This is a genomic window from Synechococcus sp. 65AY6A5 (assembly GCF_002760415.1).
In the GTDB taxonomy this organism is placed as follows: domain Bacteria; phylum Cyanobacteriota; class Cyanobacteriia; order Thermostichales; family Thermostichaceae; genus Thermostichus.
This window is the reverse complement of the sequence record NZ_AXUW01000001.1, coordinates 1946970-1960619: the sequence shown is the minus strand read 5'-3', so window position 1 is coordinate 1960619 and position 13650 is coordinate 1946970. Positions and strand designations below refer to the sequence as shown.

Sequence of the window (13650 nt, the reverse complement as noted above, 5' to 3'; positions counted from 1 at the left end):
AGGAGTTTCCTCTGAATCCCTGATTCGAGGTGTGAGTCGAGTGGGTTAGAGAGGTATTGCTTGAATCGGCTACACCAGTGGTGGATGCGTTATGGTTTGGGGTTGCTCCTGTCTGCTTCGGCGATAGGAGGGGCGTGGGCTTTGCGCCAGACCCAGGGATCCCTGCTGGTGGAGCTGTACAGTTGGCTTACCGCACCCATCCGTCCACCTGTGGATCCTGACGCCGTACTTAGCCAGGCCGCCACCCGCGAGCTACAGGCCCTGGTGGCCGAGCTGCGGCACCAAAACCGCGAGCTGAAGCGCCTGCTGCAATTTACCGAGCAAATGCCCCAAGCAGGGATCCCGGCGGCGGTGGTGGGCCGCAGCGCCGATCACTGGTGGCAACAGCTCACCCTCAGCCGCGGCAGCCAGCATGGGGTCAGGGTAGGAGATGTGGTTATGGCACCGGGGGGATTGGTCGGGCGGGTTGAGGCGGTAACCCCCAACACCAGCCGCGTGCTGCTTATTAGCGATCCCACCAGCCGTGTCGGGGTGATGCTCAGCCGCAGCCGGCACATGGGCATCTTGCGGGGCACCGGCACCCAGAACGCCATCTTGGATTTTTTCGATAAGGATCCCAAAGTGGAAGTGGGGGATGTGGTGGTAACTTCGGGCCTGAGCAGCTTCTACCCGGCGGGGGTTGTGGTGGGAACGGTTCGAGCCATCAACCTGGATGCCAGCCCTGCCCCACAAGCCACAGTCGAATTGTCGGCGCCCCTGGGCCTCTTGGAGTGGGCCTTGATTTACCGCTATGCTCAACCTTAAGTCTCGCCTCAATTGGCTGGTCACCGCCTTGTCAGGGCTGTTGGCGGTGGTGGCCCCTTGGTGGCGGGGGCCGGGCTTGGAGCTGGCGGGCCTAACCCCCGATTGGCCCCTGATCTGGGTGGTGTGCTGGAGCGTGCGGCGCAAGGCTTGGCAGGGGGCTGTTGCCGGGATCACATTGGGTTTTCTGCAGGATGCCCTGACCAACCCTTATCCTACCCATGCCCTGGGGTTGGCGGTGGTCGGGATCCTCACGGCCAAGTTGCAGAAGCAGCGCTACATGCAAGAGGACTTCATCTCCGTGGCTTTGATCGTCTTCGGCATGGTGGTGATTGCCGAGACGCTGATGGCGCTGCAATGGATGTGGCTGACGGCCTCTCAGGGATCCGCTGGCCTCGAGCCGGCGGAAATGGCAACTTGGTTGGATGGGTTGGCAAACTCCTCGCCCGCCGCCGGCGCCATTGGCGGCGATGGCCCCCGTTCTCTGGAGAGCATCTGGTGGAACCATCAGCGCAATGCCCTCACGTCGGCCATTTTAAGCAGCCTGTGGGCCCCCGCTCTCTATTGGCCCCTCAGCCGTTGGTGGCAATCTCAAGAGCGGGATTTGAGAGAGACCTAGCTGCAGGTTCTGCCGCCAGTGATCTGCATTCCCCACAGCCGCTGCCGGGCGCGATGGGACATCGGTTGCACAGCTACTGCTCCCAACGGCGGCAAAACGGTTCCTTGCCCCATTTCCTCTCTCCCTAGGAGAGGAACGGGGGGTGAGGGCTTGGGGTCGCTCTCAGAGGGATCCGTTTTCGCCTAAAATGACAAAGCCCTCTGCCACCCACTGCCAACGGGCCAACAGACTCTGGGCCAAGCGGATGGGAAGGTGTTGAGGTTGACTCGATTGAGGGAGAGGGATCCATGCCTCATACCATCGTCACCGATATTTGTGAAGGCGTTGCCGACTGTGTGGAGGCCTGCCCCGTCGCCTGCATTCACCCTGGGGACGGCAAAAATGCCAAAGGCACCGACTACTTCTGGATCGACTTTGCCACCTGTATTGACTGTGGCATCTGTCTTCAGGTTTGCCCTGTGGAAGGGGCGATCCTGCCGGAGGAAAAACCGCACCTGCAGCGAGTGCCCAACTAGCCCGGCGGGCTGCTTCTTCCCAATTTTGCAATTGCCTTTCAGCCCAGAGAAGCCAAAGCCACAACGGCGCTGGTCAACCAGTTCAAGGACAGGAGCCCGCCCAGGAAGGCCAACGGGATCAGACCCGCCAGGCGCCACCACTCCAGATCCAGCGCCACCGCTGCCGCCCGCACCTGCCAAACCACAAACCACAACAGCGCCACGAACCCCAACAGGGATCCGGCCACTCCGCCCAAGGATTGGGCAGGTCCCAGCAGCAGCCAGGGCAGGCCAGCAAAGCCCGTCAGGCAGAGGAGCGACGCAAAAGAAGGGGCAGCCCGCCCAAAACAAAAGGCCAGCGCCTGCAGCAGGGCCGCCAGGCTTACCCATCCCAGGAAGCCTGCCAGCAGCGCCAGCACCATGCTCGGCAGGTTTACCCCGAAACGACGCACAGCCTCGAGAATGTTCAGCAGCGCCACCACCCCAAAAGCTTGCCAGAGAACAGGCTGTTGCCGCAGCGAGCGAAAGGTGGGCTCCGGCAGAAACCAAGCGCCGTAAATGTTATCCAACAAAGAGTCGAGCATGGCCGGCAAAAAGTCGGTCTGCCCTCCTATCCTAGCCCAACGACAAGAGGGCTCCTCCAAAGCCAAGCAAATGCCGATCCCGTCCTTGGCAAAGCCCTGATGAGCACTTGACAAGCACGGCCCGCAGATGCGGTATGATGGGCTAAGGATTCTGAGGCGTTGGTGACTGCCGTTACGTTTTTGCGATCGATACCCTTCGACAATTAGGACGGGTGTGGATGTGAGAGCAGTAAGCCAAACTCGATTTGGAAACTATCGATAGTCATCCCCGATGTCCTACACTGGCTTTTCCAGGTCGAAAACCACGGTAAAACGGCGCAATAGGATCCTCAAGAAGGCTCTCGCTGGAGGGCCTTCTTGCTCTTAATGGCTGCACGGGATCCCTCGTCAGGCAAGTTTTGAGGGGAGCTGAGGTGGTTGTGGGATGGGGGTTAGGCGGCCTGTTGTTTGGCCTGTTGGCAATTTTGAACGGCAGGGATGCGGCGCCAATTTAAGTTAGCAAGCACCAGGGCGCTGAGGGGACGGGTGTGAGCCAGCAGCCCGGCAAGGAGCAGCAGCCAACGGCTCAAGGCAGAGCCGGCCAACAGCCAATGGATGAGCAGAGCTGCCCCTCCTCCTTCTACCCCTGCCGCCAAGACCCAGGCCCAGGCAACTTTCCCATGCCGGGACAGGAGGATCCCTTGCAATCCACCGACGCCAAGCCCCACCAGCAAGCCACGCAGCGGGCTGGCCATCGCCTGCAAGGCGTTCTGCAGCCAGGGATCCCTGGGATCGAAAGCGAAGGTTGCCATCCCCGCCTCCAGGGTATCTGCTGCTACCCAACCCAAAGCCGTGGCCAGCAGCGTGGCCGCCACCCACCGCCAAGAGACCTGCCGCCGCAATACCGCCCACTGGAGTAGCCCCATCCCCAAGCCCAGGCCGGCCCCGGCCACCGCTCCTTGGAGCGAACCCAAAGCAGCCAGCAGGGGAGCTGCCGCCCCCAGCCCCAGATAGCCGATCCCAGCCGCCGCCCAATTGGCCAGGAGCCAGCCCAGGGCCAATCCTTTGCGCTGGCGGGGCTTGCCTGAGGTGGGGAGGGTGGGCTTCTGGTGGGGGCTAACCTGTTCCTGGCCGACCTGCTGTTCGACCTCGCGCAGCCCCTGTTCTGCCGAGGGGTTACCCGGCTCCAGCCGCAGCACTCCTTGATAGTCCATCTGGGCAAGGCCCCAATGGCCCTGCCGCTGGTGGGCCAGGCCGCGGTATAGGTAGTAGCGGGCTTCGTTGGGGGCACTCTGGATCAGCTTGTTAAGCAGGTGGACAGCCATTTTGTATTCGCCTGCCTCGATCAAACGCACCGCCCGCTGCAGCTCTTCTTCCTCAGCTTCCGAAACAGGGGCGGCTCGGCTCTGCTGGGTGGCTTGCTGGCCAAAGCCGGCAGGGATCCGCTGCAGAGGAGCCTTTTGAGGGGGAGGCGGGATCTTGTCCCCATAGACGGCTCGGAGCTGCTGGGCCAGCTCCTCCATGGTGGCCGGGCGAAGGGCAGGGTCTTTCTCCAAGCAACGCAGCACCACCTTTTCTAGGGCCTCAGGGATGGGGTGGGGCAGCGGATGGTCTTGAAAAGGGCGGGGCTTTTGAAAGTTGTGGACGTGGTACCAGCCCTGCAGGGTGTCGGTCTCTGGCTCGAAGGGCAACGCACCGGTTAACAGCTCGTACAAAACCACCCCCAGGGAATAGATGTCGGAGCGGCCATCCAGCTTCTCTCCCCGCATCTGCTCCGGCGAGGCATAGACCATCGTGCCCAAAAAATACCCGGTTTGCGTCAGGCCACGAGAGGTTTCCCCCATGAGTTTGGAAATGCCAAAGTCCAGGAGCTTGACCCGTTCTTTGCCATCGGGCCCTTTTTGCACAAAGATGTTGCTGGGCTTGATATCGCGGTGGATGACCCCTCGAATCGAGTGTTTGCCCAGATCCATGTGAAAGTTGTGGGCGTGGTGCAGGGCCGAGCAAATTTGCAAAGCCAAGTTCACCACCCGCTCTGGGTGCAGGGGACCTTCCCGTGCCAACACATAGTCCAAGCCCTGGCCCGTGTAAGGCTTGGCCTTCAGGTACTCCATCACCAGGTAGGGCTGGTTTTGGTACAGACCGTAGGAGCGCACCTGCACAATGTTGGGGTGCTCGCCCAACAGGGCGCTGACCCTGGCCTCGTCCAGGAAGCGCTGCTGCAGTTGCTGGTAATACTCCGGCTCCATGTCTGGCGGCGGCGGGCGCAACAACTTAACGGCCACCGGCTCGTCATTCAACTGGGTATCCACCGCCTCGAACACATTGCCGTAGCCACCCTCGCTGATGTGGTGGGTCAGTCGGTAGCGGTTGCCGATCAGTTGTCCAATTAGGCGCTGGTTCATGGAGGAGGAGGGCCAGCCGAGGGGAGGGTCTACCTAAAATGATTCTAGTCAGCTTGAGGGCGCAAGACCTGTGGGTGAGGGATCCGCCCTTTTTCGCCCCAGAAGTCAGGGATCCCGCTAGGATTGGGGCATGGGTGCTTCTCCTGAAACCGCTTCTCTCCCGCCCTTCTGGCTGGAGGTTACCGAGTTTGCCCTGCAGGCCACGGCAAAGGTCGGAGCGCAGCTCTTGGCAGACTTTGGCCAGGCCTCCTCTACGGAAAAAGCGGACGGCAGCTTGGTGACCGCTTCTGACCAATGGGCGGATCGCGCCTTTCAGGAGGCAATTGCCGCGGCCTACCCGGATCACGGCTGCCTGAGCGAGGAGTCCAACCACATTTTCCTGGAGAAAGAGTGGTGCTGGGTGGTGGATCCCCTGGATGGCACCACCAATTTTGCCCACGGGATCCCCATCTGGGGCAGCTCGCTGGCGCTGTTGCACTGGGGTGTGCCTGTGTTTGGCTGTGTGCATCTGCCCCCCATCCGCCAGACTTTCTACGGCTACTGGCCTCAGTTTCCCGACGACGCGCCGGCAGGAGCTTTTCTCATCCGCCACGACCGGGATCCCGTCCGTCCTCAGCCCATTGGCCCCAGCACCGCCCCACCCGGACCCAACCAACTGTTTAATTTTTGCTCCCGCAGCAGCCACTGGATTAGCCCGCAATTTCCCTGCAAAGCCCGCATGCTGGGCGGCGCTGCCTACAACCTGCTGGCGGTGGCCGGCGGCAGCCTTTTGGGGGCGGTAGAACGCTCGCCCAAGATCTGGGATGTGGCGGCGGTGTGGGCCATTGTCAAGGGGGCCGGCGCCGTTTGGGAACCCCTTGGCCCTGCCGACCCGGATCCCGGAACGCCCTTGCTCCCCGGCAAGGACTATGGTCGGCTGACCTATCCGACGCTGGTGAGCGCTCAGAACAGGTGGATCCCCGTGTTTCGGGCTTTTATCGCTCTGTAGCTCTCGTAAACCGCCTGGACGTTGTACCAGTTGAGGAAGAAAACCCGACACAGCTCCAAGGCCAACTGCGAGCGGCCCTGCCGGATCAACCAGCGCAGCAGCGGCTCTAAGCGCTTCTCGTTCAGCCACCCCCCCAGCGACAGAAGGCCCCACAGGCATTGATGCAGAGGCGTCAGTTGGATCATCAGGCGCACGGCCCAGGTGGGGTGCTTTTGGTAAAAGAGGATGCCCATGCGGCCCCGCTGCCGCTCCCGCTCGATGAGGGCTGGGATTTGCGCCAGCTCGAAGGGCGGATGCCAATGGTAGCCGGTGGCTTGGGGGCACTTGACCAGGCGCAGGCCCAGGCGCTTTAGCCGCACCCCCAGCTCCAGGTCTTCCCAGCCGTAGAGGTGAAACCGCTCGTCAAAGGGGCCGGCAGGGGTTTCACAAGCCCGCTCCAGCCAATGGCGGGCAATGGCCACGTTGCCGGTGGCAAAGAAGGCTGCCGAAAAATCGGTGGGCTTGAAGGGCTCGGAGCAGGGATCCCGAAAATTGCAGGTGTTGATTACCCGCCCGTAGGTGAAGACCTTGGCCTCGTGGGGCGAGTCGGGATTGCCGGTAACCCCGTGTCGCCGCAGCATCTGGGCATGAGCGGCCAAAAAGTGCTCCACCACCACCAGGTCGCTGTCGATAAAGACAATGATGGATCCCTGGGCGTGGCGAAACCCCAGGTTGCGGGCGGCAGCAGGGCCGCGGTGTTCTTGGCACAAAAGCCTGATCGGCGGCAAATCTGGCGGCTGGCTCTGCAGCCATTCCAGCGTGCCATCGGTGGAGCCGTCGTCCACCACCACCACCTCGTAGCCGTCGTAGGGGCCAGGCTGCTGCTGCGCCAAGGCCTGCAGACATTTCTGCAAGATGGGACGGCGGTTGTAGGTGGGGATGATGACGCTGATGTACACCGGGGATCCCTGGCTCGTAAGGCAAACCCTACCCCTAAAGTCAAGGGGTTTTTCCATACGGCTAGAGAGCTTTGAGCAGCTCTGCCGCCTGGCGCACCGTCTCGAAAAAGTGATGGACATTGGCCTCCGGAGTGGTGTGGTGCACGCCGTGGCCCAGGTTCATGATGTGGCCGCGAGATCCCGCCTTTTGAATCACCTCCAGGGTGCGCTGCCGGATGAATTCCGGGGATCCCAGCAACACCATCGGGTCGAGATTGCCCTGCACCGCCAGGGATCCCAGGCGGGCCCTGGCCTCGGCCATATCGCTCATCCAATCGAGGCTGAACACATCGATGCCAGCTTTGCCCACCCGCTCCAACAAAGCAGCGCTGCCGTTGATGTAGAGAATGAGCGGCACCTGCGGGCACCGAGCTTTCACCTGATCCACAATTTGCTTTTGGTAGGGCAAGGCCCAGGTTTCGTAGTCGCCGGGGCTGAGCTGGCCGGCCCAGGTGTCGAAGAGCTGCACCACCTGGGCGCCGCACTCGATCTGGTAGATCACGTAGCGGGCAATGCTATCCGCCAGCTTACTCAGCAACTGATGCAACACCTGCGGCTGAGTGAAGGCCAGGCTCTTGATATGGGCATAATCTTTGGAGCTGCGGCCCTCCACGGCGTAGCAGGCCAAGGTCCAAGGGGAGCCGACAAAGCCCAGCAGCGTCGCCTTCCCTTCCACCTCGCGGCGCAGAGTGCTGAGGATGGTCTTGATAAAGGGCAGGCTTTCTTCCGGCTCTAGCAGTCGGATTTGCTCAACTTGGGCCTGGGAGCGGATCGGCGGGTCGATGATCGGCCCCTGCTGCTCCACCAACTCAAAGGGGATCCCCATGCCCTCGAGGGGGGTGAGGATGTCGCTGAACATAATGACGCCGTCGGGGGCAAAGGCGCGAAACGGCTGCAGCGAGATCTCAATCGCCAGCTCCGGGATCTCGCAGCGCTGCTTGAAGGTGTATTTGCTCTGCAGCTCGCGGTAGGCCGCCATGTAGCGACCCGCCTGGCGCATCATCCAAACGGGGGGACGATCTACCACTTCCCCGCGGGCCGCCCGCAGCAGACGGTCGCCATCGCCGACGGAGGAAGGAGAAGCGCTGAGCTGAGCAGGTGAGTGGGACATGGGAAGACCAAGCCGGTTCAAGATCCTCAATGCATCCTGACATTGGGGGGACGGCTAGCGCAAGCTCGCGGCCCTTCCTCTTGACCCTTTCCTTAGGGGTTGCAACTTGCTTTCACCGGCTGAGGAAGGCGGATCCCGACCTAGAGTGGACATGAGATAATGTCAGCTTGCAGGCCTGTTGTAGAACCCCTTCCCGCCGTTGCTGAGTTGAGAGGAGCCCTCCCTTGGTTGCCCAAACCTTCAACCTGGACACCTACTTGAGCCAACGCCAGCAACAGGTGGAAGAGGCGCTTTCTGCGGCATTGGTTCCCGCCTATCCGGAGCGCATTTACGAGGCGATGCGCTACAGCCTGCTGGCGGGGGGGAAACGCCTGAGGCCGATCCTCTGTCTGGCGGCCTGTGAGTTGGCCGGCGGCTCTGTGGAGCAGGCCATGCCCACCGCCTGCGCCCTGGAGATGATCCACACCATGTCGCTGATCCACGACGATCTGCCGGCGATGGACAACGACGATTTTCGCCGCGGCAAGCCCACCAATCACAAGGTATTCGGCGAGGATATCGCCATTTTGGCAGGAGATGCCCTGCTGGCCTATGCCTTTGAGCATATCGCCAGCCAAACGCGGGGGGTGCCGCCGCAGTTGGTGCTGCAAGTCATTGCCCGCATTGGCCATGCTGTGGCGGCAACCGGCTTGGTAGGGGGCCAGGTGGTGGATCTGGAGTCCGAAGGCAAAGCCATTTCCCTAGAAACTTTGGAGTACATCCACAGTCACAAGACGGGTGCTCTGCTGGAGGCCTCGGTGGTTTCGGGAGGGATCCTGGCAGGGGCCGATGAGGAGCTGCTGGCGCGGCTGAGCCACTACGCTCGGGACATCGGCCTGGCTTTTCAGATCGTGGACGACATTTTGGATGTTACTGCCACCAGCGAGCAACTGGGCAAAACGGCAGGCAAGGATCAAGCTGCCGCCAAAGCCACCTACCCCAGCTTGTTGGGCCTAGAGGCTTCCCGGCAGAAAGCTGAGGAACTGATCCAATCGGCCAAGGAGGCGTTGCGCCCCTACGGATCCCAGGCCGAGCCCCTGTTGGCTCTGGCCGATTTCATCACCCGCCGCCAGCATTGAGACAAGAGGACAAGAAGGTAGATGGGATCCCTGTCCACCCTGTCGGAGACCCTGGTCGCGTTCTGGTGCCGGAGAGCCCTATGCTGCAGCAGTTGATGGCCAACCACGTTCTCTGGGTTGCTCTGCTGGCCAGTGTCTTGGCCCAGGCCATCAAGCTGATCCTGGCCTATGTGCGTTCGGGCAAGCTCAACCTGCGGGTTTTGGTGGAGACAGGGGGGATGCCCAGCTCTCACGCAGCGCTGGTAACGGCTTTGTCGGTGGGGGTGGGGCTGGAGGAAGGCTGGGACAGCCTGCTGTTTGCGGCAACGATGGTCTTTGCGCTGGTGGTGATGTACGATGCCGCCGGGATCCGTCAGGCTGCCGGCAAGCAGGCGCGGGTGCTGAACCGCCTCATGGAAGAATGGTTTGAGGAGAAGGGTGCAGATCGCTTCCAGGAGCCCTACTTGAGGGAGTTGCTGGGCCATACGCCCGTCCAGGTGATCGCCGGAGCAGCCTTGGGGGCAGCCTGTATCACGTTATCTTTTGTCCTGGGAATCAACTGAACGCAATTGGGGCATGCTAGAGCAGGAGCATCACGGGTGGTCATGGCCTCCAGTTCTCAACCTCGTCCGATCCAGCGCTGCCCGGCCTGTGGCAAGCCGATCCCGGCCTATCGCTACAAGTCCCCCTACTGCGACCACTGCGGTTGGCGGGCAACCCCGGCAGGGCAAACCCCTCAAACAGGCGGATCTGGGGGCCAGAGATCCGGAGCTCAGGGGAGTAGGATTCAACAACACATTCAGCGCCTCGGCCTGCCCCCTCTGTTGCAGCCGCTGTTGAAGTTCGACTTTTACCTCTATCTGGGCTGGGGGATCAGCCCTCTGTTTCCGCTAGTCGTGGATCGACCGCTGCTGGCCGAATCCAATTACCTGTTGCTGCTCCCGCTCCTGTTGAGCTGGGGGCTGCTCTACTTGGCAGTGCGGGATCGGCCGTTGCCCCAGGATTTGCGGCTGCCGCGGCTGCTGCTGGATGTGGCGTTTATCCTGCTGCCCTTCTTCCAAAAAATCAACGTTTCCAAGGCCCCCAACCGGCCCTACTGGAATGCTCTGCTCATCTGGGTCATCGGGCTCCTCCTGTTTGCCGCCGTGGGGCTGTGGAGCTTTAGCCTGCTTCTGACGGCATTGACGCTGCTGTTGACCAGCTTCTGCACGCTGCTGTTCTAGCCGAGATGGTTGACAAACACTCCAGCCTCCCATGAGCATTCCTGCTGCCCGCCAACGCTTCCTCCAAGAAATTCAAGCGGATCCCATCGATCTGGGCCGAGCGGCCCTCTGGATCGCCCAAGAAGCCTATCCCGACTTGGATGTAGAAGAGTATTTGGCCGCTTTGGATGAGATGGCCGCAGAAGTGCAAGAGCGTCTTCCTCCCGAGCGCTACCCCCTGCGCGTCATCCGGATTTTAAATCGCTATCTCTTTGAAGATCTGGGCTTTTGTGGCAACAGCGAAGACTATTATGACCCGCGCAACAGCTTTTTAAACGAGGTGATCGATCGGCGCACCGGGATCCCGATCACTCTTTCTCTGATCTATCTAGAGCTGGCGCGGCGGATCGATTTTCCCATGGCAGGGGTAGGCATGCCCGGCCACTTTCTGGTGCGGCCCCTGTTTGCAGACGCGGAGATTTTTGTGGATCCCTTTCATCAGGGAGAAATTTTGTTTCCCGAGGACTGCCAAGAGCGTTTGGCACAGATCTACGGGCCCAGGATCCCTTTACAAGATCATCACCTCCGCCCCACCCCTCCTCGCCTAATCTTGGTGCGGCTGCTCAACAATCTTAAGCAGATTTACTTGAGCCGCGCCCAGCTAGAGCTTGCCTTGGCAGCGGTGGAGCGCATCTTGTTATTGATCCCAGAGTCCTTGCCCCACCTGAGGGATCGGGGCTTGCTCTGTTACCAGTTGGGGCGTTGGCAGCAGGCCTGTCAGGATCTGAGGCACTACCTCAACCAGGCGACCCTCCACCCAGAGCTCAGCGGCCCCGACGAGCATTTAATCCAAGAGATCCTACAAAGGCTAGAAGCTTACTCTGACTAAAGTCAGGTGCAGCAATTGCTCGAAAAAATCCTCCAATCGAGAGCTGGCCACCTAAGCAATACGGATCTCACCTGAGATCTCGCCTTGCCATCTTTGGGTGTCGCTGGGGCTTTTGCAAGAGTCTGGAGCAGCTTTCACCTCCTGGCGAAGAATTGCCTCTACCAGCTCGTCTAAAGCTTCCAGGTCAGATAGGTTGTAGTCTTTTTCCCGAAGGATTTTGTTAATAGAAAACTCCTGCTGCAGCGTCAGGGTCGAGGATCGTAAGACCTCGTCGATAATCTCGCGAATGCTCATTACAACCTCACAATCTGATGGCAATCTCAGCGGAGAATTTGTTATCTGAGCTCATAAACCTAGAATGCAAGAAATACTTGACGTAGCCATCCTGAGGATCACGTATTTTGGCCAAGATCTAGGGCCGCCCATGCTAAGGGAAACTGCCAAGGGTACTTTCACGGGGCCTCGCCGAGGCTTGGGAGCTCCCCAGGGAGGCTTGTCCGGTTCGCCTTTCCCAATCTTTTGCGAAGGGGGTGGGAGTGATGGGTTCACCCGATAGCTGCTGCAGTTTTGGCGACTTTGGGGCCAGTCGCGCCACGAGTGAGTTGCTTGGTCTAGGATCCCGGGGGGCGATCCACTAGTCTGTTGGTACTCCATTAGGATGAAGTGGGATCCTGTCGGCTAGCGGGTTTTGTGGGAAATCCCAGTCAAATCGCAGGTGAGGTTGTAGCACCATGACATTGACTTGGCAAACGGATGGACAGACTTGGTTTCTTCTGCCTCCCCAACCCCGTGCCGTGATCCACTTTCTAGGCGGAGCTTTTGTGGGATCCGCCCCACAATTTTTCTACAGCCGCCTGCTGGAAGAATTGGCCCGTATGGGCATGGCCGTTGTGGCTACCCCCTACACCACCGATATCGATCACGCGCAACTGGCTTTTAAAGCAGCGCAATCTTTGCATAGAAGCCTGCAGAGCAAAGGTTTGATGGGGTTGCCCCTCTTTGGCTTGGGCCACAGCCTTGGCGGTAAGCTGCAGATCCTCTCCTGCCTAGCCCTTCCTTCTTTGGGATCCCAGCGGCGCGGCAATATTTTCTTGGCCTACAGCAATGCGGGACTGGAACGGGCGCTGCCGGTGCTGCAGGCCTTGGCCCAGGCGTGGCCGCAACAGCAACTGAGCACTCTGTGGCGGATGTGGATGGGATCCTCGTCACCGCCAGTGAATCTGTGGTTGGAGTTTGAGCCTTCTCCGGCAGAAACCAATCGCCTTATCGAGGAGCAGTATCCGGTTAGAAACAACCTGCTTGTAGAGTTTCAGCAGGATGATATTGACGATATTCCGCTGCTCTATCAACAGCTTCGCCGCAAGTACGGAGGCTACACTGAATGGCAACGCCTGGAGGGGGATCACTTAACCCCGCTGGGTTTCAGCTATCCTTTCCGGGTCGGGGGGGAGTTCAGTCCCATCGATGCTTTCGCGCAGTTTTTTTATCAAAACTTACTGGCTCCTAACCAACGAATGATCCGGAGTATTCAAGCCTGGCTGGCAGCACAACTGGCTTAGTCGAGCCAGCTTAGGTCGGAGAGGAGCTCCTGTGAGTGGGGAGACTGAGCCTGCAGAGGAAACAGCATCTGTAGAATATCGCTCATCAGGAAGTAACAGGTTAAAACACCACCGGCAGCTACGGCCACCAGCGTTCCCGCCAACATGCGCGAGAACTCCTGCCGCTGAAACGCCTGTTCCATTAAGCGCAGCGCCCAGAACCCCAGTAGGATCACAATGGCAAGGATAATCAGCATATCGTAATCTAAGCTGTAATCTATTGTAACGAACCTGTCGCTCAACTGCTATTGACAAAACCTGGTTAAAGCGTAAAGAGTTCTCTGTCTTCTGCAGCCAGCAACTTGTCGGCGGGGTAGCGGCGGGCGCGGCCCCCTGGGGCCTTGCCGGCCTTGTCTAAGCTACAGGCCCCAAAGGGATCCCGCTGGCAAAGATTGCTGGGCGTTCAAGCGGCCTACACCTGTCGCCCTTCGGGGGAAGCGCCGGCAACTGTTGCAAGATCTGGCAAAGGAGAAAGCTTCCGGGCAGCTCCTAGCTCCTCAGGCCAATTGTCTGCAGGATACCAAAATACATCGACCCGCCAGCGGCTGCTCGCAGGGGGATCCCTTACACTTGAGCTAACTGCTGCTTGAGAGGTGGGGTATGGTACGGCGGAGGCTGGCCGGCGCGGCTGGATCCCTGGCACTTCAGCGTTCTCTGCAGGCTCCTTTGCAGCAGCGCAGCCGGGCGATCAACCGTCGCCGCAAACTGATCTACCGCAGAACTCGCCTACTCTACCAGCGCAACTTGCCCCTTTACAGCCTGTTAAGGGCTCAAGGGGTACAATAGCAGCACTTAGCAAACCAACTTCGGAAGGAGGATGGATTGATCAGTAGTAAAGAAGTCTTCACTGTCTGCTCCATGCTATATTTCCCAATTCTGCAAAGCTGCCGAATAAAATGCTTCAAC

General features: G+C 60.1%; 16 protein-coding genes and 1 pseudogene. 10 read left to right on the top strand and 7 right to left on the bottom strand.

What is annotated here, in order from left to right:
* Nucleotides 1-60 precede the first annotated feature (60 nt).
* The 3 genes from mreC (at nucleotide 61) to SYN65AY6A5_RS09370 (ending at nucleotide 1935) form a co-directional block, all read left to right on the top strand.
* Nucleotides 61-804, top strand: a complete 744-nt coding sequence (mreC, locus tag SYN65AY6A5_RS09380; RefSeq protein WP_011429277.1) for a rod shape-determining protein MreC — start codon at nucleotides 61-63, stop codon at nucleotides 802-804.
* Entirely contained in the window at nucleotides 791-1420 is a 630-nt protein-coding gene (gene mreD / locus SYN65AY6A5_RS09375) for a rod shape-determining protein MreD (RefSeq protein WP_099812506.1), read from the top strand. Before mreC ends, mreD begins: the two co-directional genes overlap by 14 nt.
* A gap of 287 nt (nucleotides 1421-1707) precedes the next feature.
* Nucleotides 1708-1935, top strand: coding sequence for a ferredoxin family protein (locus SYN65AY6A5_RS09370; protein WP_011429279.1), 228 nt, complete (start codon nucleotides 1708-1710; stop codon nucleotides 1933-1935).
* 38 nt (nucleotides 1936-1973) lie between these two features.
* Here the strand turns inward: SYN65AY6A5_RS09370 and SYN65AY6A5_RS09365 are convergent, their stop codons facing one another.
* Both SYN65AY6A5_RS09365 and SYN65AY6A5_RS09360 read right to left on the bottom strand, forming a co-directional pair.
* Nucleotides 1974-2612: a YIP1 family protein gene (locus SYN65AY6A5_RS09365; RefSeq protein ID WP_240527284.1), complete on the bottom strand. Its 639-nt coding sequence runs from the start codon at nucleotides 2610-2612 to the stop codon at nucleotides 1974-1976.
* A 317-nt stretch (nucleotides 2613-2929) separates the two neighbouring features.
* Complete coding sequence (locus SYN65AY6A5_RS09360; RefSeq protein WP_011429281.1) at nucleotides 2930-4882, bottom strand: serine/threonine-protein kinase; 1953 nt, start codon at nucleotides 4880-4882, stop codon at nucleotides 2930-2932.
* A 130-nt stretch (nucleotides 4883-5012) separates the two neighbouring features.
* Here SYN65AY6A5_RS09360 and SYN65AY6A5_RS09355 point away from each other — a divergent pair, with 130 nt between their 5' ends.
* Complete coding sequence (locus tag SYN65AY6A5_RS09355) at nucleotides 5013-5870, top strand: inositol monophosphatase family protein (protein WP_011429282.1); 858 nt, start codon at nucleotides 5013-5015, stop codon at nucleotides 5868-5870.
* Here the strand turns inward: SYN65AY6A5_RS09355 and SYN65AY6A5_RS09350 are convergent.
* Both SYN65AY6A5_RS09350 and hemE read right to left on the bottom strand, forming a co-directional pair.
* Entirely contained in the window at nucleotides 5825-6808 is a 984-nt protein-coding gene (locus SYN65AY6A5_RS09350; RefSeq protein ID WP_206336912.1) for a glycosyltransferase family 2 protein, read from the bottom strand. The genes SYN65AY6A5_RS09355 and SYN65AY6A5_RS09350 overlap by 46 nt on opposite strands.
* A gap of 61 nt (nucleotides 6809-6869) precedes the next feature.
* Complete coding sequence (gene hemE, locus SYN65AY6A5_RS09345) at nucleotides 6870-7958, bottom strand: uroporphyrinogen decarboxylase (protein ID WP_099812502.1); 1089 nt, start codon at nucleotides 7956-7958, stop codon at nucleotides 6870-6872.
* Nucleotides 7959-8182: 224 nt separating this feature from the next.
* On the opposite strand from hemE, the gene crtE reads away from it, so the two are divergent.
* From crtE to SYN65AY6A5_RS09325, 4 genes are all read left to right on the top strand, one after another.
* Complete coding sequence (crtE, locus tag SYN65AY6A5_RS09340) at nucleotides 8183-9076, top strand: geranylgeranyl diphosphate synthase CrtE (protein WP_011429285.1); 894 nt, start codon at nucleotides 8183-8185, stop codon at nucleotides 9074-9076.
* An 80-nt stretch (nucleotides 9077-9156) separates the two neighbouring features.
* Nucleotides 9157-9618, top strand: a complete 462-nt coding sequence (locus SYN65AY6A5_RS09335; RefSeq protein ID WP_041438070.1) for a divergent PAP2 family protein — start codon at nucleotides 9157-9159, stop codon at nucleotides 9616-9618.
* A gap of 42 nt (nucleotides 9619-9660) precedes the next feature.
* Nucleotides 9661-10278: a hypothetical protein gene (locus SYN65AY6A5_RS09330; protein WP_011429287.1), complete on the top strand. Its 618-nt coding sequence runs from the start codon at nucleotides 9661-9663 to the stop codon at nucleotides 10276-10278.
* A 31-nt stretch (nucleotides 10279-10309) separates the two neighbouring features.
* Complete coding sequence (locus tag SYN65AY6A5_RS09325; protein WP_099812501.1) at nucleotides 10310-11146, top strand: transglutaminase-like domain-containing protein; 837 nt, start codon at nucleotides 10310-10312, stop codon at nucleotides 11144-11146.
* A gap of 51 nt (nucleotides 11147-11197) precedes the next feature.
* On the opposite strand, the gene SYN65AY6A5_RS09320 is transcribed toward SYN65AY6A5_RS09325, so the two are convergent.
* Complete coding sequence (locus tag SYN65AY6A5_RS09320; protein WP_041438072.1) at nucleotides 11198-11440, bottom strand: hypothetical protein; 243 nt, start codon at nucleotides 11438-11440, stop codon at nucleotides 11198-11200.
* A 437-nt stretch (nucleotides 11441-11877) separates the two neighbouring features.
* Here SYN65AY6A5_RS09320 and SYN65AY6A5_RS09315 point away from each other — a divergent pair, with 437 nt between their 5' ends.
* Nucleotides 11878-12705, top strand: a complete 828-nt coding sequence (locus tag SYN65AY6A5_RS09315; RefSeq protein WP_011429290.1) for a DUF1350 family protein — start codon at nucleotides 11878-11880, stop codon at nucleotides 12703-12705.
* On the opposite strand, the gene SYN65AY6A5_RS09310 is transcribed toward SYN65AY6A5_RS09315, so the two are convergent.
* Nucleotides 12702-12941, bottom strand: coding sequence for a hypothetical protein (locus SYN65AY6A5_RS09310; RefSeq protein ID WP_011429291.1), 240 nt, complete (start codon nucleotides 12939-12941; stop codon nucleotides 12702-12704). The genes SYN65AY6A5_RS09315 and SYN65AY6A5_RS09310 overlap by 4 nt on opposite strands.
* A gap of 403 nt (nucleotides 12942-13344) precedes the next feature.
* On the opposite strand from SYN65AY6A5_RS09310, the gene SYN65AY6A5_RS09305 reads away from it, so the two are divergent.
* A complete protein-coding gene (locus SYN65AY6A5_RS09305) occupies nucleotides 13345-13530 on the top strand; it encodes a hypothetical protein (RefSeq protein ID WP_099884286.1) in 186 nt (61 codons plus the stop codon).
* Here the strand turns inward: SYN65AY6A5_RS09305 and SYN65AY6A5_RS09300 are convergent.
* Nucleotides 13515-13650, bottom strand: a pseudogene (locus SYN65AY6A5_RS09300) (IS630 family transposase); the annotation flags it as partial. The gene SYN65AY6A5_RS09305 and the pseudogene SYN65AY6A5_RS09300 overlap by 16 nt on opposite strands.